General features: G+C 58.2%; 17 protein-coding genes and 3 pseudogenes. 3 read left to right on the top strand and 17 right to left on the bottom strand.

Annotated elements, in window-relative coordinates:
• Nucleotides 1-184: 184 nt before the first annotated feature.
• From GVL52_RS25900 to GVL52_RS25860, 9 genes and pseudogenes are all read right to left on the bottom strand, one after another.
• Nucleotides 185-777 (bottom strand): annotated as a pseudogene (locus GVL52_RS25900) (transposase); the annotation flags it as partial.
• 162 nt (nucleotides 778-939) lie between these two features.
• Entirely contained in the window at nucleotides 940-2,088 is a 1,149-nt protein-coding gene (locus GVL52_RS25895; RefSeq protein WP_160012300.1) for a fumarylacetoacetate hydrolase family protein, read from the bottom strand.
• The gene (locus GVL52_RS25890) at nucleotides 2,079-2,975 is read right to left on the bottom strand and encodes an aldose 1-epimerase (protein WP_160012299.1); all 897 of its coding nucleotides are present in this window, start codon (nucleotides 2,973-2,975) and stop codon (nucleotides 2,079-2,081) included. Before GVL52_RS25890 ends, GVL52_RS25895 begins: the two co-directional genes overlap by 10 nt.
• The gene (locus GVL52_RS25885; protein ID WP_160012298.1) at nucleotides 2,976-3,719 is read right to left on the bottom strand and encodes an SDR family oxidoreductase; all 744 of its coding nucleotides are present in this window, start codon (nucleotides 3,717-3,719) and stop codon (nucleotides 2,976-2,978) included.
• Between the two features lie 8 nt (nucleotides 3,720-3,727).
• The gene (locus GVL52_RS25880; RefSeq protein WP_160012297.1) at nucleotides 3,728-4,459 is read right to left on the bottom strand and encodes an ATP-binding cassette domain-containing protein; all 732 of its coding nucleotides are present in this window, start codon (nucleotides 4,457-4,459) and stop codon (nucleotides 3,728-3,730) included.
• Nucleotides 4,460-4,462: 3 nt separating this feature from the next.
• Nucleotides 4,463-5,440 carry an ABC transporter permease gene (locus GVL52_RS25875; RefSeq protein WP_160012296.1) on the bottom strand — a complete coding sequence of 326 codons (978 nt, stop codon included), beginning with the start codon at nucleotides 5,438-5,440 and terminating at the stop codon, nucleotides 4,463-4,465.
• Nucleotides 5,441-5,494: 54 nt separating this feature from the next.
• Nucleotides 5,495-6,472: a sugar ABC transporter substrate-binding protein gene (locus GVL52_RS25870; protein ID WP_160012295.1), complete on the bottom strand. Its 978-nt coding sequence runs from the start codon at nucleotides 6,470-6,472 to the stop codon at nucleotides 5,495-5,497.
• A 40-nt stretch (nucleotides 6,473-6,512) separates the two neighbouring features.
• Nucleotides 6,513-7,721 (bottom strand): mandelate racemase/muconate lactonizing enzyme family protein, encoded by a 1,209-nt coding sequence (locus GVL52_RS25865; protein ID WP_160012294.1) that lies wholly within the window; start codon nucleotides 7,719-7,721, stop codon nucleotides 6,513-6,515.
• Nucleotides 7,722-7,731: 10 nt separating this feature from the next.
• On the bottom strand, nucleotides 7,732-8,442 hold the full coding sequence (locus tag GVL52_RS25860) for a FadR/GntR family transcriptional regulator (RefSeq protein WP_160012293.1): 711 nt from the start codon (nucleotides 8,440-8,442) through the stop codon (nucleotides 7,732-7,734).
• 108 nt (nucleotides 8,443-8,550) lie between these two features.
• Here GVL52_RS25860 and GVL52_RS25855 point away from each other — a divergent pair, with 108 nt between their 5' ends.
• Nucleotides 8,551-9,441 (top strand): SMP-30/gluconolactonase/LRE family protein, encoded by an 891-nt coding sequence (locus GVL52_RS25855; protein WP_200847904.1) that lies wholly within the window; start codon nucleotides 8,551-8,553, stop codon nucleotides 9,439-9,441.
• A 20-nt stretch (nucleotides 9,442-9,461) separates the two neighbouring features.
• Here the strand turns inward: GVL52_RS25855 and GVL52_RS25850 are convergent, their stop codons facing one another.
• The 3 genes from GVL52_RS25850 to GVL52_RS25840 all read right to left on the bottom strand — a co-directional run bounded on the left by GVL52_RS25850 (nucleotide 9,462) and on the right by GVL52_RS25840 (nucleotide 13,150).
• A complete protein-coding gene (locus tag GVL52_RS25850; RefSeq protein WP_160012292.1) occupies nucleotides 9,462-10,553 on the bottom strand; it encodes an ABC transporter substrate-binding protein in 1,092 nt (363 codons plus the stop codon).
• Between the two features lie 110 nt (nucleotides 10,554-10,663).
• Nucleotides 10,664-11,788 (bottom strand): Xaa-Pro peptidase family protein, encoded by a 1,125-nt coding sequence (locus tag GVL52_RS25845; RefSeq protein WP_160012291.1) that lies wholly within the window; start codon nucleotides 11,786-11,788, stop codon nucleotides 10,664-10,666.
• A 202-nt stretch (nucleotides 11,789-11,990) separates the two neighbouring features.
• A protein-coding gene (locus GVL52_RS25840) for an IS3 family transposase (protein ID WP_113523553.1) occupies nucleotides 11,991-13,150 on the bottom strand; the annotation gives its coding sequence in 2 pieces (ribosomal slippage) (nucleotides 11,991-12,886 and nucleotides 12,886-13,150; 1,161 coding nt in all).
• Nucleotides 13,151-13,729: 579 nt separating this feature from the next.
• On the opposite strand from GVL52_RS25840, the gene GVL52_RS25830 reads away from it, so the two are divergent.
• The gene (locus GVL52_RS25830) at nucleotides 13,730-15,829 is read left to right on the top strand and encodes a recombinase family protein (RefSeq protein WP_160012290.1); all 2,100 of its coding nucleotides are present in this window, start codon (nucleotides 13,730-13,732) and stop codon (nucleotides 15,827-15,829) included.
• 36 nt (nucleotides 15,830-15,865) lie between these two features.
• Here GVL52_RS25830 and tnpB read toward each other — a convergent pair.
• Nucleotides 15,866-16,060: pseudogene (gene tnpB, locus GVL52_RS31350) on the bottom strand (IS66 family insertion sequence element accessory protein TnpB); the annotation flags it as partial.
• Complete coding sequence (locus GVL52_RS25820) at nucleotides 16,057-16,407, bottom strand: transposase (RefSeq protein ID WP_244619283.1); 351 nt, start codon at nucleotides 16,405-16,407, stop codon at nucleotides 16,057-16,059. The pseudogene tnpB and the gene GVL52_RS25820, both read right to left, overlap by 4 nt.
• Before the next feature lie 120 nt (nucleotides 16,408-16,527).
• Between GVL52_RS25820 and GVL52_RS25815 the strand changes: the two are divergent.
• Nucleotides 16,528-16,968: pseudogene (locus tag GVL52_RS25815) on the top strand (transposase); the annotation flags it as partial.
• 122 nt (nucleotides 16,969-17,090) lie between these two features.
• On the opposite strand, the gene GVL52_RS25810 reads toward GVL52_RS25815, so the two are convergent.
• The 3 genes from GVL52_RS25810 to GVL52_RS25800 are packed head-to-tail and all read right to left on the bottom strand — an operon-like array spanning nucleotide 17,091 to nucleotide 20,624.
• Nucleotides 17,091-18,290: a Xaa-Pro peptidase family protein gene (locus tag GVL52_RS25810; RefSeq protein ID WP_160012287.1), complete on the bottom strand. Its 1,200-nt coding sequence runs from the start codon at nucleotides 18,288-18,290 to the stop codon at nucleotides 17,091-17,093.
• The gene (locus tag GVL52_RS25805) at nucleotides 18,287-19,423 is read right to left on the bottom strand and encodes a Gfo/Idh/MocA family protein (protein WP_160012286.1); all 1,137 of its coding nucleotides are present in this window, start codon (nucleotides 19,421-19,423) and stop codon (nucleotides 18,287-18,289) included. Before GVL52_RS25805 ends, GVL52_RS25810 begins: the two co-directional genes overlap by 4 nt.
• 34 nt (nucleotides 19,424-19,457) lie before the next feature.
• On the bottom strand, nucleotides 19,458-20,624 hold the full coding sequence (locus tag GVL52_RS25800) for a Gfo/Idh/MocA family protein (protein ID WP_160012285.1): 1,167 nt from the start codon (nucleotides 20,622-20,624) through the stop codon (nucleotides 19,458-19,460).
• Between the last annotated feature and the right edge of the window lie 9 nt (nucleotides 20,625-20,633).

The raw sequence follows: 20,633 nt of genomic DNA, 5'->3' as shown, positions 1-20,633 counted from the left end.
CATATGATGGGTGAGAACAAAGCCCGCTTCGACAGCGCTATAGAAGAGATCTTAGACTGTTCGCGTCAGTCGCTTGGGTCGTCACAGTTGCACTTAATTTGAGATTCTCGGCCGACAGAATCTCTAACTAAGTGCCAAATGGGAAAACAACGGCCGCAATCTCACGGTTAACTGCCAAACGACACGTTGAAGCATGCGTCTCGTTGGAACGCCTTTCGCCGTGGAAGTCTGCTTCCGCATTCCGACCGCCGCTATCTGATGGTGGTTCGCCATTATCGCCCTTGGGCCGTCCTTCGGCTTGAAGCTCTTCATCGACGCCCAGGCCTCGATCAGTGTGCCATCGACGGAGAAATGGTCTGTTGACAGCAGCCGCTTTACCTTGGGCTGGGAAAGGATTGCACCCAGGAACTTCGCAGCGATGTCGCCATCAAGCAACCGGTCGCGGTTCTTCGAAAACACCGAGTGGTCCCAAGCCGGATCGTCAATGCCGATGTCAACAAACCAGCGGAAAAGAAGGTCGTATTCCAGCCGCTCCATTAAAAGCCGTTCAGAACGGATCGAATAGAAGGCTTGCAAAAGCATGGCACGTAGAAGCTTCTCAGGCGCGATCGACGGCCGTCCGATCGGCGAATAAAGCGCCGAAAAATCTCGTTCCAATAAAAGAAGCGCTTCGTTCACGATCTGCCGGATGGCCCGTAAAGGATGATCTTTTCGAACCCGATCCTCAAGATCGACATAGCTGAAGAGTTCGCCTGTCCTCACATCGCCGCCGCGCATCCATCAGCTCCAAATCGCAATACAGCGAGTGAATCATGACCAGAGCCCGGGCGCTAGGGCTTTTTCAACACCCTGCTAGGTCCATGCCTCCAGCAGCTCGAGCGTGCCGAGTGACCGCTACCCCTCCGGGCCACGCGCAGGGGAGCTGGCCGATGATTGGTCCTAGTTGCCAATCAGGCCGCGCTTGGCAAGGTTGCGCATGATTGCGGCGGTTCCGAAGGTCCAGGGTGGACATTCGGTCGACAGGGCCACCGTGTTGATCAGGCTCCCCAACTGGGCGTTCGAAATCGTCACTCGGTCGCCGATCTTGTGCGTGAAGCCTTGGCCAGGCGTATCGCGATCCTCGACAGGTGCAAAAAGCGTTCCCATGAAAAGCATGAAACCATCCGGATATTGGTGGTGGCGGCCAATCGTCTGCGCGACGAGATCGATAGGATCGCGGCTGATCTCCTTCATCGAGCTGCTGCCGTTAAGAACGAAACCGTCCCTGCCCTCGATCCGCAATTCAAGTTCGGCATTGCGCACGTCGTCAATCGAGTAGGTCTCATCGAACAGACGGATAAAAGGACCGATAGCAGATGAGGCATTATTGTCCTTCGCCTTGCCCAGCAGGAGTGCCGAACGGCCCTCGACATCGCGCAGGTTGACGTCGTTGCCCAGTGTTGCCCCCTTCACGCACCCCCGGCTATCGACGGCCAGTACAATCTCGGGCTCAGGGTTGTTCCAGTTCGACACCGGATGAAGTCCAACGGTCGCGCCCCAGCCGACAGACGACAGGACCTGGGCCTTGGTAAAGACCTCCGCGTCTGGTCCGATCCCCACCTCCAGATATTGCGACCAGAGGCCGACTTCGATCAATGCCTCTTTGACCTTTGCGGCTTCCGCAGATCCGGCATGCAGGTCGCGCAAACTATCCCCGATAACCCTCGTCACCCGTTCGCGTATCGACCGCGCCAGGTCTGGGTTTCCGGCTGCTCGTTCTTCGATCACCCGCTCGAGCATCGAGCGCGCGAAGGTGACACCACACGCCTTCACCGCCTGCAGGTCACAGGGTGCAAGCATCGAATATGGGGCATGGTTGGGCAGATCCGGGTCCATGATCGCTCCCAGCGGCGCGACAATTTCGCCGGGCTGCGCGCGAACGAACGAGACCGGATCGTCTTTCTCCAGCACGTCGCGCATCGTCGGCGCCTCGGCACAGGTGATATCGAACACCATTCCGTCGCGCACGACGACCACGGACGGACCGCCAAGCTCCGCGCGGAATATCCGGCCTACAAACGTGCCGCGGGCAAACGAATTCAGTGCCATGAGGAACTCCAGTCCAAAGTCATCGAACTTGTGAGGGTTTCGCCGGGCTGAAGAACCGCCAGCCCCGGCATACCGGGAAGATTGTGCGCATCCACTGGATGGGAAACAGGCTCGAGGCAGAGGAAATCCGCATCTGGCCCCGGCGAATAGACGACAGCCACGCCGAGATTGTCAGATGCGCTCAAGCGGAAGGAAACGGCATCAGGGCCTTGGTCGACATCGCAAAAGCCCGCCCAGCCAGTGAATGCATTGTTGATCCACCGGCTCGGCAAAGGGATCTGAGTCGAGAAATCCCAGCGACCTTCCGCGTCGATATCGATCAATCCCAGCGGCAGATGTTTTTCATTCTCCAGCCAGACTTTGTCCGCTGAAAAGCGAACTCTTGTCTGTGGGCTTCGTGGAAACCAGGGATGAAACCCGATGCCAAAAGGCAAGGCCGTCGGTGCTGCCGACGTCACCTCCAGATGGACGACAAGCCGAGTTTGCGACAAGACCAGCGTCTGCTTCGCTTCATACCGAAACGGGCCGATACTACCGTGAGGACAATGCAGCGTGATCGTCGATGCATCCCGCCCCGAGATCAGCCACTCCCGCATGAACGCATCTCCGTGAATCGGAAGCTCTTGACCGTCCAAATTGGGACTGATGGCGTGGAAGTGCTCGCCGAATACAAAGCCTCCCTGCGATATCCTGTTGGAGAAGGGGACCAAAACATTACAGGCCAGAGCGAAGGGACCATCAACGATCCGCCCGCTCCATGGCCGCAGGAGAGGCCGGTACTTCCCCGCGGCGTCACGGACATCAAGCAGCGCCAGACCTGCACCCAAGCTGGGAACAACACCGACGCGGGCCCTGTCGTTCTCCAGAGCGATCACTTGCGGATGCAATTACCAGCCTCCGTCGATGGCAAAATTCTGGCCCGAGATCATATCCGACGCCGGTGAGACTAGAAAGAGAACGAGGCTTGCGACATGGTCGGGGTCGATCCGCTTTTTCAGGCACTGCCGGTCCAGAACCCAGTCGCTATATTGCTGCAGCCGATCCCCGAACACCCGTTCCTCGGCTTCTGAAACCACCGCACCTGGCGAGACGGCGTTGACGTGGATGCCGTACGGGCCAAGTTCCCGTGCGAGCCCTTTGGTAAGGCCAGCCATGGCTCCTTTCGACGCCACGTAGGGCACGTAGCCATCCCATTGTCCGTTCATGGTGATCGAGGTGAAATTGAGGATTTTCCCGCTGCGGCGTTCCTTCATGAATGGCGCGACCGCCCTTACCGTTGCGAAAGCGGCGGATGAGTTGACGCGGATTTGATCTTCGTACTCTTCGAGACTGAACGCCTCGAACGGCCTGTTGATGATCAAGGCGGCATTGTTGATGAGGATGTCGATGCCACCTGAGGCTTTGGCTTCCTTGCTGACAATTTCCTCCGTGACCTGCAACTGGTTGAGATCGCAACCGAGAAACCGTACACCGGCTCCAAGTTCTGCCGCCCGGTCGGCTCCGTCGTCCGCGGTCGGCCGATCGAGAACGACAACCGAGGCACCTTCAGCATGAAGCCGCCTCGCCTGCGCACGACCCAAAGTACCGAGTCCACCAGTGATCAGCGCCGTCTTTCCTTCTAGTATTGCCATGTCGTTCCTCAGAGCACCGATTGAACTTCTTCGATCGTCGTGTCGCCGATCCGCTTGTCGAGCACGACCTGGCCACGGGCCATGGCGACAACCCGATCACAGCATTCGAAGACGTGGTGCATGTTGTGACTGATGAAGATGCCGGTGACGTTCTGCTCTTTGAGGGAGCGAACGAAACCGATGACTTTGTTGGTTTCCTTGACCGAGAGGTGATTGGTCGGCTCATCAAGGATCATCACCTTCGATTTGAAATGCATGGCGCGCGCGATGGCGACGCCCTGCCGCTGCCCGCCCGAGAGCTCGCCGACAAGTGCGTCGGGCGATCTCAGATGCAAATCCACATTGCTGATGGCCTTGACGCTTTCCTCACGCATCTTGCGCATATCCATTACGCCGACGCCTGCAATCGAAAACCGCATCGGCTCCCGACCGATGAAAAGGTTGCGCGCGATCGACATGGTTGGGACCATGGAATTGTATTGATAGATGGTCTCGATGCCGAGCCTCATCGAGTCACGAGGTCCGGAAATGGCAACCTTCCGGCCCTCCACGAAGATCTCGCCTCCGTCCTGCTTTTGTACGCCGGAAAGGATGTTGATGAGCGTCGACTTTCCGGCTCCGTTGTCACCGATCAGTCCAACAGCCTCGTTTCTGGCGAAATCGACCGAGACCCCTTTGACGGCATGGACTCCAGAATACCACTTGTGCAGGTTTTTAACCGATACGATGGGTTCGTTCATGGCTCACACCTCCACCTTGATCGCCTTGGCGCGTTTGCGCAGCCAGGAATTTGCAATAACCGCGAAGATCGTCAGCGATCCGATAGCGAACTTGAACCAGTTGGCGTCGACCTGACTCAGTATCAAGCCGTTGTCGATGACACGGATCAGCGCCACGCCGATAATGCCTCCGAGAACCGCGCCGATACCGCCTGTAAGCGCAGTTCCGCCAATGACGGCAGCCGCAACGGCTTGCAATTCCATGCCCTCCCCGATCGATGGCAGCGGAGAGCCGAGGCGCAAGACCTGAATCAGGCCAGCAAATCCACTCAGAACCGAGCACAGGATGAAGCAGGCGATTTTGACCCGCGCCGTCGGAATGCCCATCGCATTTGCTGCGGGCAAGAAGCCACCGGTCGCGCGTACCCAATTGCCGAAATTCGTGCGGCTCAGCAGCAGGGACACGAGGATTGCGACAACAACAAACCAGATAAAGGACATACGGAAGAGCCCGCCCGGTCCGACGAAACTGGTGAACAACCAGGTCGGCAGGTCCGGTGACAACAACGGCGGAAATCCACCGGAGACCACCACCGTCAAGGAGCGCGCCACGAACATCATCCCGAGTGTTGTGATGAAACTTGGGATGGTGAACTGGATCGTCAGGAAACCGTTGAGAAACCCGATCGCAACGCACACAAGCAGCCCCGCCGCCAGCGCCACGGGAAAGGAAACATCATGGATCATCAGGACCGCGATGGTCATCGGCATCAACGCGAACACCGCGCCAACGGAGAGATCGAACTCGCCGCATATCATCAAGACGGTCACGCCGATGGCGACCAAGGCCATCTCCGGCAGAATTCCGAACACGCCTCGTAGATTGCCGGCGGTAAGGAATATACCTCCCGACCGGCTCTGGAACAGTAAGATCAGAACGACCAGCAGGAGGAGAGCGGCAAGCTCCGGCTTCTCCATGTAAATCTTCAGAAGTCTTTTCATTAAGCAATCTCCAGAACGGAAGGGGCTCTTGAGTGATCCCCTTCCTGCCGCACCTTAGCGTAGGCCCTTAGCGGACAGATCCATGATCATATCTGCATCCGCCGGGCGCACGATGCCTTGACCGGTATCGATGTTCGACGGGGCAAGGCCTAGCTTCTTGGCGAGGTAGACTTCCATCACGGGCATGAAACCTTGCATGTATGGCTGCTGGTCGACCTCGGCCTGCACATAGCCGGCCTGCATCTGCTGAACCACTTCAGGCACGAGGTCGAAACCGCCGAGCAGAACCTTTCCGGGCGCAATGCCGCGATCCTTTAGGACGCGTGCGACCGACGCATGCCAGAAGCCGGTATCGAGATAGGCGGTGGTATCCGGGTGCGCGTTGAGATAGGCGCCGACACGGTCTGCGGTCACAGCAAGGTCGGTTCCGCTGTCAATACGTTCCCAGGAGATATCCCGCGTCGGGTTGGCAGCCTTGTATTCTTCAAGAAAATCCATGACGCCCCGCCCGCGCGCCTCCGACCAATTCTGTCCGGGTGCGGAGACGCCAACCAGAACCTTGACCGGCCCATCCTTCGGAAAACTCTCCGAGATCGCCTTGCCGAGCGAATGACCGGCCGGCCGGAAGCCCTGACCGACGAACGCCGCACGTTTGTTGCCATCAGCCCCCTTGCTGTCATCAACGTTGACGCCAATGACAACGACGCCGTCCTTGACCGCACGATCAATCACGTCGTCGAGCGCCTTGTCATCGACGATCGAGGTCAAGAGCGCATCAGGTTTGCGCGCAAGTGCTGCTTCAATGTTCGACAGCTGCTGCTCGACCGATCCTTCGGTCTGAGTGAAGACCATCTGGCAGTTCGCGCCGATCTTCTCGCAGGCGTCGTCGAAGCCCTTCTTGACCGCCTGCCAGAAGGTGTTCGATGCCGAAGAATGGTGCGCGAACACGATGTTCAGCGGCTCGGCCTGTGCGACGCTCGTGGTGGCCATGAGGGCAAGTCCCCATGCACCGCAGATAATGCTCTTTCTCATGCCTTTTCCTCCCAGGTTTACGTGTTGGTTCAGTACCACGTCAGATGCTTGCGGCGTCCGATACGCGGCAGGACACCGTGAATGCCTTCTCGAGATCCGGATGCAGCTCCATGCCCAATCCGGCACCAGGCGGCACGGTGATCATGCCGTTTTTCACCTCGGGCAACGCCGTGACGAGATCGCGATACCAAGTCTTGTAGAAGGCCCGAACGCTCTCCTGGACAAGTGCATTGGGCGCGTTGAGCGACAGATGCGTCGAAGCGCAAAGCACGACGGGCCCGGTACAATCATGAGGCGCGACCGGCAGGTGCCAGGCTTCCGCCATAGCAGCGATCTTGCGTGCTTCCGACAGTCCGCCACACCAGCTGATGTCGAGCATCACCACACCAGCAGCCCCCGTCTCCAGCAGATCGCGGAAGGCCCAGCGCGAACCCAGTGTTTCCGATGCCGAGATTGGTGCAGGTGATGCGGCAGCGTAGCGTCCGAGGCTGGAGAGACTGTCCATCTTGATCGGATCTTCGTGCCAGAACGTCTGGTAGGGCGTCAGCGCCTTTGCGATCTGAATGGCAGGCAGGAGTTGCCACATCGAGTGGAACTCGACCATGATGTCCATCTTGTCGCCGACGGCCGAACGGATTTTTTCGAACGGTTCCAGCGCGCGCCTGAGATCGGGTGACGAAATGTACTGGCCGCGGGTCTTCTCGGCCGCGATATCGAACGGCCATATCTTCATCGCCGTTATCCCCTCTTCAAGCAGGGAGTGGACGAGATCGTCCGCGTTGAGAAGGAAGCCGTTCAGATCGTCATAGGCGTTGGTCGCTGATGCTGACAAATCGTAGTTGGCGGTCGTCTGGCCAGTTGCCTTCTTGATGTATTCCGTACCGGCGCAGGTGTTGTAGGTGCGGATTTCGCGGCGGCTAAACCCACCCAAGAGCTGTGCGATCGGCTGTCCGGTCGCCTTTCCGAAGATATCCCAGAGCGCAATGTCGAATGCCGAATTGCCCCGTACCTCAGCTCCTGACGACCGAAATCCGAGATAGCCGACGAGATCGGCGGCCAGGAGATCGATCTGCAGCGGATCGCGTCCGATAACGCGTGGCGCTACGTATTCATGAATGTAGGTTTCCACGGTCTGCGCACCGAAGAACGTCTCCCCGAGACCGGTGATGCCTTCGTCCGTATGGACCAATACCCAGAGCAAGTTCTGGCGTTCCGCGACACGCACGGTCTCTAGTTTCGTGATTTTCATAGATGCTTCCCTATGCGACGCCGGCTGCCAGCAACGCTTTCACGCTCTCGTCAAAATGCTGGGCCATCAATTGGCTTGAGGCCTGAGGATCACCCGCACCAATCGCCTCGGCGATCGCAACATGCAGGTCGTTCATGGCATGCCGCTCATTGTCTGATGATCGACTGCGCCAACCGATTGGCCAGGTCTGTCGCGAGACACCCTGAAATGCGCCGACAATCATCGCGAAGATCGGGTTCTTCGAGGCGCGGGCAATTTCAAGATGGAATGCCAGGTCGCTCTCCATGACCCGTTCCGGCGCATCGAAATTTGTCCGCATCGCCTCGGCATGCTCGAGGATCGCACGGGCTTCATCATTGGAACGGCGCAGGGCCGCAAGGGTGGCTGTGCGTACTTCGATCGTCCGGCGAACATCGTAGATCTGCTGGACATTGATCTGCTCTGTGTCGATGCCGTGTTCGATCATCAGCGACATTGCACCGTGATCCAGTTGCGCGACCGTCGCCCGCTTGCCGACGCTCAGGTCGATCAGTCGCATCGCGGCGAGCGACCGAAAGGCCTCGCGAACCACCGTCCTTGAAACACTGAGCTCCTTCGACAGAGCCGCCTCGCTCGGCAGGCGATCACCCGGCCCGAGTTCGTTCATGCGGATGTGAGCGGTGATCGCCCCAATCGCATTGCTGACCAGCCCCGCGTTTCCGACCTCCGGAAAAGTCGCCATGTGTAACTCCGTTCAAAAGTTCAAAACCTGTATTACAGCTTTTATTGATTTATGCGTATTTTATGATTACCCTGTCTGTCAACAGTCAATTTCAGACCGGAGGTATCTGTGGGAGTAAATATCGAGGTTGCTCTGGCGGCGGCCAATGTCGTCGGGGAAAGCGTTGTGTGGGATGACCGCAGGGAGCGTCTGCTGTGGGTCGATATCGTTGGAAGAGCCATCCACGCCTTAGCACCGGCAACAGGTGAGCACCAACGCTGGCCGACGCCAGACATGCCAACCTCGATCGGACTGAGGCAAGACGGCGGAGCGATTGTCGGCCTCGCCACCACGATCGCGCTGTGGGACTATGGAGATGCGTACCGGACTGTTGCGACAGTGGAGCCCGGAACGACCAGCAATCGGTTGAATGAAGGCGTTGTCGGCCCAGATGGTGCCTTTTGGATTGGCACTATGGAGAACAACATCGCCGATGACGGGACGCCTATGGCTATGAGCGGCGAGAAGGGCCGGCTCTACCGCTATACACCCGATGGCAAGGTGCTGCCGCTGACGGATGATCTGTTCGGCATCACCAACACCTTGGTCTGGCTAGGCGACGGTACGGTGCTGACGGCGGACACGATTCAAAACACGATCTATTCCTATGAGATCGCCGGCTCCACACTCCGCAACCGCGTTCCCGTATTTGCCGGTTTCGATCGGGGCCTTCCGGATGGCTCGTGCCTCGACGAAGAAGGGTACATCTGGAATTGCCGCGTCGCCCGAGGGGGCTGCATCGTCCGGTTCGATCCAACGGGGCGGCTGGACCAAGTGATTGACCTGCCGGTTTCCCAGCCGACAAGCTGCACTTTTGGCGGCAACGATCTCTCAAGGCTTTTCGTCACCTCAGCCCGCTTTGCGATGACGGACGAAGAGCTAAGGCGAAATCCGCTCGAAGGCGCCCTGCTGGCCATCGACACGGGAAAATGCGGCCGAAGGTCAAATCGCTTCGGGTAGGCCCGGCTCTGAAGGAGCCCTTACAGAAATCGCCGCCAGATTTCCTGCATGGACCGCACTGCCGCCGCCCGCTGCATGCTTCCCTGCAGGAACTTGGTCACAACGGAGGACAGATTCTGTTCGACTGCGGCGTAACCGGCAGCGCGCGGACGAATGGAACTTTGCTCCATCGTTCGGGTAACGGCGGAGTAGAAGCCGTTGAACCTGCTGTCGGTTGCCGGTTCCAGCCAACTCTCGATACGCGCAGGCTGACCCGAGGAATGCGAAAACGACCGTTGCACATCAGGTTGTCCAAGATAGGCGAGATAGGAGCGTGCTGTTTCGAGGTTCGAACATACCCGTGAAATGCCGACGCCCGCGCCTCCCAGAACGGCGCCTGACGCACCGAGGGGGCCGGGAAAGTCCGCAAACCGAAGACGAACCACATGCGCTCCTACCGCTTCTCCATAGGTTGCGTACCCATAGGATGCCGGACAATAAGCGGCATCCGGAGAACTTGCCAAACGTTCATGAACGTCGATGGCATTGAGGGTAAGGCAAAGCTCGCGATCCGTGACGTCTAGCAATCGATCGTACAAATCAAGCGCCTCGGATAGAGCGGGCGCGTCCAAGGCGCGGTCCTTTTCCCAGATTCCACCAAGGTTTGCCATCAGACTTACCACCGTCAGAAACGCATGGTGGCCCCGTGCCGCGATGATGACCTTAAGGCCGGCGCGGCTGGCTGCTTTGGCAACAGTCATTACCTCGGACCAGTTTTCCGGCAGATCGACTGAGAGCTTACCGAACAGATCCTCCCGATAAATGGAATGAACTGTCGCACCATCGACGGGGACCGCCCAGGTCCGGCCGCCCGTCTGATAGCTCTGAAGCGATGGCCCGATATAGCGTTCCGGATCGAGCCCTCCCGCTACCTCGGAAAGCAGATCGTCAACTGGCCACAAGAGATTGTCGCGCATGATCGTCCCACAATAGGGGTGATCGAAAACGACGAGATCCGCTGACGCAACCGCCTTGGCGAAAGGCTGATGCTCGAACTGCTGTAGCGAACGCACCTTCCATTCGATCTCGATATCTGGATGCACGAGCGAGAATGCCTCGGCGGATTTTTTCAAGGGATCGATTGCCCGGCGGTGACCCCAGGTCAGGCCGATGAGTCTGGTCTTCGTCATAATTTTTCTCTAGCTTGCGGTGTCGCCAATGCCGACGGTCGGCTTGAGGGTCACTAGATCGATGGATGCATCGGAAACTCTGCGACGGTACGCGCGCCCGATGGTATGATTTCGAACATCCACTCAAGCCGAATGCCTCCGATGTCGGGATGATAGGCACCCGGCTCGACCATGATCATCATGCCGCTTTCGAAAGTGCCCTGATCGTAGGGTACGATCCGGGGATATTCGTGGACCGATGTGCCTATTCCGTGGCCCGAGTGATGCGCAAATCGGTATCCATTCGCTGTGATGAAGGTACGCAGGTGGTTGTCGAACGCCGCTGTCGATAAGCCCGGGCGCATCTCTGAAGCAGCTAGGTCAAGTGCCTCCCGGACTACTGAAAACATTCGCAGGTAAGCATCCGTGGGGTTCCCCAGACAGAACGAGCCACAGCTGTCGCCCCAGTAGCCGCCGACCCTTGGGGCAAGATCCACGATCAGCGGATCCCGGGGACCAACCAGCCGCCCGCTCGGGCAGCCGCCGATATTGGCGGTGCGGTCAATGCCCGAGACAAGATCGCAGTAAACGGCGCAACGCTCGCCTGCCTCCTGCTCCATCACCGCTCGGATGTCGCCGAACACCTCTATTTCGCTGCGCTCTGATCGCACTGCGTGTCGCGCCGCCATCTGTCCCGCGGCGGCAACGTGCGCGGCTCGCCTCAATAGCTGCAATTCACGTTCGGTCTTGATCGCGCGCGCCCGCCACAGCGCATCGTCGACGGACACGAGGTTGCCCACCGCCAGACTTGAAACCAAGTCGGAAATTGAGGACGGAAACGTCGCCCGTTCGACCGCAATCCTGCCGCCAAGGCGGAGCCTGCCTGCCAACCGCTTGAACCCGGCCAGATATTGAGCAACCCGGTCGATCTCGTGATCGTTGACAAGGCCGTCGTAGACCTCCTGTTCGACGAAATCGGCCGCCGTCGTGACATCCGCGTTTGATCGAAGCAGCCCGGCATTTCCATCGCGTCCGACCATGGCAAGGACGGGACCGCCGGCAAAAGGCGACGGTCCGAGTTCGATCTGCCCAATATGACCGGTCGCATAACAGACCGCATCATGGCTCGTCAGCAGCGCGAAGTCGGCCCCAATCTCTCGTAAAACATTGGCAACGCGCGAGACCCGCTCTTTTACCATAGTGCACACCCCTCGCGTTTCGCTGGCCAGGATTACGCCGCGACGATCACACCGCCAGCGAGCAGGTCGGCGATCCTGCCATCGTCGTATCCGAACTGTTTCAGCACGTCCCGTGAATCCGAACCATAGCCCGGCGCGGCAAAAAGGGAGGGCTCGGGATCTTCTGAATGGCCTGCCCCAATCGGGTGATCCGGGTTTAATGTTAGTGCATGCTGGGTCTGGCCGCTACCGCCGGGGTTGATGCCGGTCCGTTCTGACGCGGCCACACGGTGGCTTCGGGTGCTGGTGGCTTGTAGTTGAGCGCTGAGTGCGGACGTACGGTGTTGTAGTGCTGCCGCCAGCCCTCGATGATGATCTTTGCCTCCTTGAGCGTGTAGAAGATTTCTCCGTTGAGCAGTTCGTCCCTGAGCTTCGAGTTGAAGCTCTCGCAGTAGCCGTTTTCCCACGGACTGCCCGGCATGATGTACGCCGTTTTGGCACCGACCAGCGCAATCCACTCCCTCAAAGCCTTGGCGATGAACTCAGGACCGTTGTCGGAACGAATATGTGCCGGGATGCCGCGCAGGATGAAGAGGTCGGAGAGCACATCAATGACATCCACCGCCTTCAGTTTTCTCTCGACCCTGATGGCAATGCATTCTCGTGTGAACTCGTCGATCACATTGAGCATTCGGATTTTCTTTCCGTTGTGGGTTCGGTCTTCGACAAAGTCATAGGACCAGACGTGGTTGGGGTATTCCGGCTGAAGCCGAATGCACGAGCTGTCGTTCAGCCAGAGCCGACCGCGCTTGGGTTGCTTGGAAGGAACTTTCAGCCCCTCACGACGCCATATTCGCTCGACCCGTTTGACGTTCACTATCCAACCAGCCTGGTGCAGCATTGCGGCGATGCGACGGTAGCCATAGCGGCCATACTGGAGAGCGAGTGCCGTGATGTCGGCGGTCAATGCCGCCTCGTCATCCGGTGTCTTTGCGATTTTGCGCTGCGTAGAACGATGCTGGCCGAGAACCCGGCATGCCCGTCGTTCGGACACGCCCAATTCAGTGGTGACATGGTCCACACAGGCACGGCGGCGGGCGGGGCTTAGAAGTTTCCCCTGGCAGCCTCCGCAAGGATCATCTTGTCCAATGTCAGATCGGAAACTGCCCGGCGCAGGCGAGCGTTCTCGGTCTCCAATTCCTTCAGGCGCTTTACCTGATCGCCCTTCAGGCCACCGTATTCAGCCCGCCAGCGGTAATATGTAACTTCCGTTACGCCTATCGACCGGATCGCTTCCGCCATTGATTTGCCCTGCGCATTCAGCACGTCAACCTGACGAAGCTTCGTGACGATCTCTTCTGCCTTGTGTCTTTTCGCTGCCATTCCAATGTCCTTCTTCGGCTCATAAGCCATACTTCAAGAAGGATCACTTTTCAGGGGGCAGACCAGCCAGGGCGAACTTCGACCTGACCGGGATTGCCGGACTGGTGCCGGCAAAGCCGGGTCCTCGCGGCCCCCACAAGGTCGACGACAAAGTCCTGGCATTTCTGCAGGCGAGGCTGGTGCCGGGCGAACCCGTTCATGCACGCGATCTCGCCAGGCTGGTCCGCAACGAACTCGATATCGCACTACATCCCCGGACGATCGAGCGGGTGTTAAAAAAAACGATCCGCTAGACGTTACCGTGGGACCGGCATGTTCATTGCCCGACATCGCGGACCAGTACGAGGTGCTGCGCAGCGCAGCTCTCGGCGAAGTTCTGCCGCTCAAGGCTCGTAGCGGGCTCATGCTTTTTCTGCGCCGCGGAATGTGGGGATGGGCCCGCGCACTGCCTGCAGCGGCAAGCCCTGACCAGGAGCAGTTTTACCCGTCATCGGCCACCCGACCGGCGCACGGCGAACTCAGCGCCGTCGTTCATGTCCTGGCGACCATCGCCATGAGCATCCACCAACGGAGAGCACCATGAATGTACACCTCAAAGTCCAGTCCCATCACCGGGAACGCAGCGCCTACCTCTACGTCCGCCAATCTTCGATGCGGCAAGTCATCGACAATACCGAGAGCGCCATGCGCCAATATGCGCTTCGCGGCCGCGCTATCGCCCTGGGTTGGCGCGAGGAGCAGATTATCGTTATCGATAACGATCAAGGCGAATCCGGTGCATCGGCGGTCTGGCGTGAAGGATTTCAGCGCCTGGTCAGCGATGTCGGCATGGGGCATGCCGGGATCGTCATGGGCCTAGAGGTCTCCCGTCTGGCGCGCAACAATGCCGACTGGCAGCGTCTGCTCGAGATCTGCGCCCTTGCTGACACCCTGATCCTCGACGAGGACGGTGTCTATGACCCGGCAAGTTTCAACGACCGGCTTCTGCTCGGCCTAAAGGGAACAATGAGTGAGGCCGAACTACATGTGATCAAGGCACGGCTGCGCGGCGGCATCCTCAACAAGGCGCGCCGCGGCGAGTTTCGTTGCCCACTGCCAACCGGCATGGTCTACGATCATTCCGGCAATGTGACGCTTGATCCAGACATGCAAGTCAGAGAGACGATCGCCCATTTCTTCGAGACGTTCTCTCGCGTCGGATCCGCCTCCCAGACCGTCAAGGCCTTTCGTCAAGAAGGCATTCTCTTTCCCTCCCGCTTGCACGACAGCCAGACGGTTTTCCGGCCACTGACGCCTTCGACGGCGATGCGCGTGCTGCACAATCCACGTTACGCCGGAGCCTATGTTTATGGCCGCCGTCGCTATCGACGAACCATTGATGGCAAAAAGCTCGTGCGTGAACAAGCTAGTGACGATTGGACGGCGTGTATTCCAGATGCCCATCCCGGCTATATCAATTGGGAGCAGCATCAGGAGAATCTGAGGATTCTAAAGTCGAACATCTGCCATAAATGGAACGCGGCGGTCGCATCACCTCCGCGGGAGGGCTCGGCGTTGCTGCAGGGGCGGGCCGTGTGTGGGCAGTGCGGCAGACATTTTCACATGCGCTATGCTGCGCGGCGTGACCGGCAGGAAGCCTGGTACGTTTGTGATCGCGCCCGTACCAATCGCGGTGAACCCCTATGCCAGGCAATCGCTGCACCTCCCGTCGACGAAGCCATCGGCATGCTGATCGCGGAGCAGATGACGCCGGCGGCCATCGAATTGGCGATTGAAGTCCGCAAGGAGATCGAAGCGCGACATGAAGAAGCGGACCGGCTGCGCTGTCGCGCGATCGAGCGTGCCCAAACGGAAGCCGATCTCGCCCAGCGCCGTTTCATGCTCGTCGATCCCAATAACCGCCTCGTCGCCGACACGCTCGAGGGCGAATGGAACGGGAAGCTCCGCATCTTGGCTAACGCCCGCGAAGAGCGCGAGCGCGGCCGGGAGCACGATCAATTCATCCTCGACAAGGCCGTACACGAGCGGTTGATCGCAATGACGGCGGACTTCAAAGAGCTCTGGACCAATCCAGAGACTCCGAACCATGAGCGAAAGCGCCTGCTTGCCCACATCATTGAGGACGTCACCCTCCTCAAACTACCCAAGAGAGGCACCACCAAGGCTCATATTCGCTTCAAGGGCGGCAAAACGCAGACGCTCGTCACCATCAGCCCAAGATCGCCCAGCCAGCTGATCAAGACGAACCGCAACATCATCGAATTGATCGACAAACTCCTCGACAATCATATTTTTTCCGACATCGCAGAGATTCTCAATAATCAGGGATACCGTCCCGGCTCGGTGACGCGCCGCGACCAGCGCAACGCCCGCTTCACAACCAAACGCGTCACCTATCTCGTTCGCGAGTACAAGCTGAGATCACGCTATGACCGCCTCCGGGATCGTGGGATGTTGACAAAAAAGGAGGCGGCCGCACGCCTCAATATCCATGAGCATACCCTCGCCAGATGGGCTGAACACGGCCTCGTCACCAGCCATGCCTACAACGGACACTACTACCTGTACGAGCTTCCCACGGCAGACATACCGCAAAAGCAATGCAGCCGGTGGAACCAACTCGTTGATCGCGTCGCCGCGCGTAACCAGTACGAAAGCCAAGCCAAAACCTTCAACTGAAGCCAGAAGAGAGATGCAGTATGAATTCAAATCGTTGGCGTAAAGGCAAACGCCGGAGCCATCCCACCATACGATCTTGATCCGGTCTGCTCGTTTCGCCCGGAAGACATAGAGAGCTCCGTTGAACGGATCACTGCCAGCATCTCGAACCAGCGAAAGCAAGCCATCCGGCCCCTTACGAAAGTCGGTCGGATGGCTCGCCAGAAAGACTTTTACGTTCGACGGGATCATGCCGATCGCACCGCTTGGATTACGCGACGCAGGTGCGCTTCATCGGCATCCGCCCCCGCCCGGACAACGACGTCGCCGATAACCACCTCAATCACCGCCCTCGCGCAAACCGACCCAATTTCCGCCTCGACAGCCGCAGGCAACGAAGAGCGTCCTGGTCCGGCACGAGCATCGCGACGCCAGCCAAATAGTTGTGATGGATGAATGCCGATGCGATGCGCAATCGCTGAAACGCTTGCGCCAGGCTCCATCGCCTCAGCCACTGCCCGTTCTTTGAATTCATCGGACCAACGACGCCGAAACTGCCGCGGCGCGCCTTCAAGCCGTTCCGCAACGGCCTCGATCATATGGAAGTTTCTGGTTCCAGAGCTAGGCGCAGACATAGAAGCTCACAGCTTGTGAATCGTCTATCCGCAATACAGGCACACGCTCTAACCACGCCAGATGGGGTCAGCTTGCCGCTTACGAAATACTGGCTGTGGCGCGCCGTCGATGCCAACGGCTACGTTCTCGATGCTCTGCTACAAAGCCGCAGAAACAAGGGAGCCGCTCTTCGGCTGATGCGCAAACTGCTGAAGAGCCAGGGCGTCACGCCACGCGTGCTGGTGACAGACAAGTTGCGCTCTTACTCCGCCGCAAGGCGACAGCTCATGCCGGTTATCGAGCACCGTTCGCACAAGGGCCTCAACAACCGCGTCGAGAATTCTCACCTTCCCGTGCGACGACGAGAGCGCCGTATGATGCGGTTCAAGTCGCCGCGGCAATGCCAGCGTTTCGTCTCAACCCACGGCCAGATTGCCAATCTTTTCCATCTTCATCGAAAACACCTGACTGCCGCCGATCATCGCCAACTCCGCGCCCAAGCCAGCACCACCTGGCGTGAAATCGCCTTGTCGATCAAAGCGTGAAATTCACGCCGAAGCAACGATCGCGTGCTGTGCTCGGTTAAGGCGACGCCACCTGCCAGGCAGCTCACCTATTTTCAGCAAGGCGCCCTTTCGGCGCCTCGCCTTTTCACTTCGACCCCCGATTATCGGCCCGCAATGCTCCATCCGCGTCCGGTATCTCCAAGGCTCTCGTGACCCGTAGCCGTCACCAGAATGGTGTCTTCCAGTTTAATAAATCCACGCTTCGGATGAAGCAGCGTGGTCTCGACCGAAATAATCATTCCAGGCTCGAGCGGTCGCTCAGCATCGAACGCTGGATAACCTTGCGGCGCTTTGTCCGACAGTCTGGGGGCCTCGTGACTTACCAGCCCCATGCCATGCGCCATATAGCTGAGTTGAGCGGAATGTTTGGAGTTTGCCATAAGGCGTGTCGGCTCCTCGAAGCAATCAGCCCCCCGGTTTCCAGGTCCAATGCTCTTTCGAGCAGACTGCTGAATTTCTTCGATCTCTCCGAGTAGGTCTACCAGTTCAGAGTCCGGCTTTCCGAAAATGCCCATTCGGCAAAGGTCCCCGATATATCCATGGTAATTGGCTCCAGAATCGAGCGAGATAATATCGTTTTCTTTGATAACCTGATCCGTCGGAGCTCGGTTCAAGCTCGTCCCTGCGGTGATCAGGCAATAGTCGAATACGAGCCCGCGGTTAACTTCCTCTCGCCTGAGTGCTTCATTCAGGTCACGCTTGGTGCAGCCCGGCGCGTGCGACTGAAGAACAGCCAACATCGAGGCAACAACGCGTTCCGACGCCTCCCTGAGGAGAACGATCTCGGCGTCTGTTTTGATTGCGCGCAGTCGCTCGAGAACGACAACGGCGTCAACCAGCTCGTTCTTGGTGACCTTGCTTGTCAGGCGCATAAAGGCGTCGGCAGGCAAGAAGCCACTCTCGATACCGATCTTGCCGCTGGCACCCCAAGACTCCGCAACCGAGATCGCAGAATCGATTGCCTGGATTGTGCCCCACGTATTCAAGCGCAAATTCGGAAATGCTAGTTGGTTTAGCTGCTCCTCATCCCGCTCCATCGGATTGCCGATGTATACGGCATCTTCCGGTCGACCGCGCCGATAGACGATCAAGGGAAGGTAACGGCTAAGGCCAGCCGCATCGGCGGCTTCAAAGAAGAAGAATCGGTAGCCACCCAGCAGATATTGGATGTTGTGTTTTGAATTAATGATGAGGACCTCGATACCCGCCTCAGCCATCAGATCGTCAAGCTTCGAGGTGTCAAATTTTAAGTCTAGCATTGCATTCTCCGATAAACTTTTGAGAGCGTCAAAGCGTGTCATGCCGAACGATCTGAGTGGTTCCGGTACTTGACCTTCTTGACGGCGCGTTCCTCTGAAGCCGCAATAACAGCCTCTACGATTTCCGCCACGCGATAGCCGTCCTCGAATGTCGCTCCGAGTTCAGCAACATTAGAACCCTGCTGTACAGCCTGCAGCATGTGATGCATCTGGTAGGCGAAGCAATCGCGCCAAGACACCGGATGTGCTCCCTGAATACCGACGGGAAGGTAGAAGTCGGCGTAAGGGTGGTCAGGGCCGGTAATCAGGAATGTCCTCCATCCGCCTCTGTTAACTGAGAGCCGAAGCTCGTTGAGCCGCTCCATATCAAATGAAATCGAACCCTTGGTGCCGTCGACCTCGATCCGACCAGTAAGCGCATGACCGCCGACAATACGTGACGCGTCGAAAGTTGCGACTGCTCCGTTCGCAAGAGTTGCTACAGCTACGAACGAGTCGTCTGTAATGTGCTTTAGCTTGCCTTCGGGATCCTTGGACGAAGTACGGGTAAACGCACTGATCTCTTCAATTTCGCCGACAAGAAAGCGGGCGACATCAATATGGTGCGATCCGAGGTCGCCTGCTGCACCGCCACCCGGCTCGCTGAAACGCCAGCTCAGTGCCCCGCTAGGATCGCGCATATCGAGAAGAAACTGGCTGCGGTAGTGCAGGACCTCGCCGATGTCACCGGCGAGGATCATGCGGCGCATTTGCTTGATTGCTGGAATGAAGCGATGCACGAAAGCGCACATATGCTTCACACCAGTTGAATGCACACCGGCCCAGGCGCGATGGGCTTCGTTAGCAGACCCGGCAAGCGGCTTTTCGCAAAACACGTGCTTTCCTGCCTGCGCAAACGCAATCGACGCATCGGCGTGGACCGGGTTAGGTCCCGCATTTACGAACAGATCGCAGTCGTCGGACTTGACGAGATCCTGCCATGGTTCAAGTCGCAGCTCCTCGAAGCCAAAACGTGCAGCGGTCTGGGTTGCGCTTTTCTTTGCCTCCTCCCGCTCGATGAGACGCAGCAGCCTTGGCTTCTGGTTGAGAATATGACGGGAATTCTCGCAGGATCGGATGGAAAGAGCGTGCATCTGGCCGATGAAGCCAGCGCCAAGCATGGTGATTGAAGTCATTGCATATACCTTGTCTGAGACAGTTCTTTTGATGTTAGAGGTTTTGCCAGGTGCTCCCGGCATCATTGGATCGCACGCACGCTTCGAAGAACCGAAGCGTCTCGACGCCCTCGTCGGCGCCGGGGACCGTAGAGACGTGCGGATTCAAAGCTACGCCAAGTCTCGATCCGATGATCTGGTCTGCGAAATCTCGGTAGAGATTGGCGAAAGCGAGAACGTAACCCTCGGGGTGCCCTTCTCTGAGACGGCAAGAGTGAGCCCCGAGTGGTGTCAGCCTGTCGAGATGTCCACTGGTGATCGTTCTAGCGTACTCACCGCGCGGAGTGTGGATCAACTGCTCAGGCTGTTCCTGACGCCACTGAAGAGAGCCCTTGTCGCCAAAAACCCTGAAAGCCAGGCCATGCTCGGACCCCGTCGCGACGAAGCTGAGCCACATTCTTCCGATGCGGTTCCCAGGAAACTGAAGCAGTATCTGAGCGTCATCGGCTACTTCTCGACCTGGTGTAAGCGTCACCATTTTTGCCAAGACCGATTGAGGTAGCTCGCCGCACGTGTAGGAGATCATGTTGATGGCGTGCGCGCCGATCTCACCGAGGATTGAAGCCGTTCCCATGTATTCGGGCAGGAAACGCCAATGCCGCTTGGAGCGGTCTGGATTCTCATCGAGAAACGGTCCACTGACGAAGTCACATTCAATTTGTCTGATGGCGCCGATTGCTCCCGACGAAATAAGGGCTCGTGCTTCGCGCACCATCGGGTACCCGGTATAGCAATGCGTTAGAGCAAATTTTGCCTGTGAACTGTCCACCGTCTCCTTCAGTGCTCGGGCTTCCGCCAAGTTTTTAGTCATCGGCTTCTCGCAAAGCACGGCGATGTCACGCTTCAGAAAAGCTTCCGATGCTGCCGCGTGAAGGTGTGGTGGCGTGCAGACGGTGACAACTTCGACGCCGTCTTCGCGGTTAGCCTCAGCCTCAGCCATTGCTTCAAAACTCGTGTATGAACGCGAGGGCTCAAGGAGGCAGACTTCGGCGGAGCGCTTAGCTATCGCCGGATCATAGGACAGGCAGCCAGTGACAAGCTGATATCGCCCATCGACCCGTGCCGCTAGCCGATGAGTTTCACCGATTAGAGAATCCGTGCCACCACCGACCATTCCCCAGCGCAGTGGACGTCCGAAGTCTGCGAGAAGATCATAACTCACTAAATTGTC

Source organism: Rhizobium sp. 18055 (genome assembly GCF_902706285.1).
Classification (GTDB): domain Bacteria; phylum Pseudomonadota; class Alphaproteobacteria; order Rhizobiales; family Rhizobiaceae; genus Rhizobium.
This window is presented reverse-complemented; position numbering and strand designations above follow the sequence as displayed.

Bases quoted from the DNA above. Each gene is read 5' to 3' on its own strand.
- GVL52_RS25895 (WP_160012300.1), bottom strand. From the start codon at position 2,088: ATGGCACTGAATTCGTTTGCCCGCGGCACGTTTGTAGGCCGGATATTC.
- GVL52_RS25885 (WP_160012298.1), bottom strand. From the start codon at position 3,719: ATGGCAATACTAGAAGGAAAGACGGCGCTGATCACTGGTGGACTCGGT.
- GVL52_RS25880 (WP_160012297.1), bottom strand. From the start codon at position 4,459: ATGAACGAACCCATCGTATCGGTTAAAAACCTGCACAAGTGGTATTCT.
- GVL52_RS25875 (WP_160012296.1), bottom strand. From the start codon at position 5,440: ATGAAAAGACTTCTGAAGATTTACATGGAGAAGCCGGAGCTTGCCGCT.
- GVL52_RS25870 (WP_160012295.1), bottom strand. From the start codon at position 6,472: ATGAGAAAGAGCATTATCTGCGGTGCATGGGGACTTGCCCTCATGGCC.
- GVL52_RS25865 (WP_160012294.1), bottom strand. From the start codon at position 7,721: ATGAAAATCACGAAACTAGAGACCGTGCGTGTCGCGGAACGCCAGAAC.
- GVL52_RS25860 (WP_160012293.1), bottom strand. From the start codon at position 8,442: ATGGCGACTTTTCCGGAGGTCGGAAACGCGGGGCTGGTCAGCAATGCG.
- GVL52_RS25845 (WP_160012291.1), bottom strand. From the start codon at position 11,788: ATGGTAAAAGAGCGGGTCTCGCGCGTTGCCAATGTTTTACGAGAGATT.
- GVL52_RS25830 (WP_160012290.1), top strand. From the start codon at position 13,730: ATGAATGTACACCTCAAAGTCCAGTCCCATCACCGGGAACGCAGCGCC.
- GVL52_RS25820 (WP_244619283.1), bottom strand. From the start codon at position 16,407: ATGATCGAGGCCGTTGCGGAACGGCTTGAAGGCGCGCCGCGGCAGTTT.
- GVL52_RS25810 (WP_160012287.1), bottom strand. From the start codon at position 18,290: ATGACACGCTTTGACGCTCTCAAAAGTTTATCGGAGAATGCAATGCTA.
- GVL52_RS25805 (WP_160012286.1), bottom strand. From the start codon at position 19,423: ATGACTTCAATCACCATGCTTGGCGCTGGCTTCATCGGCCAGATGCAC.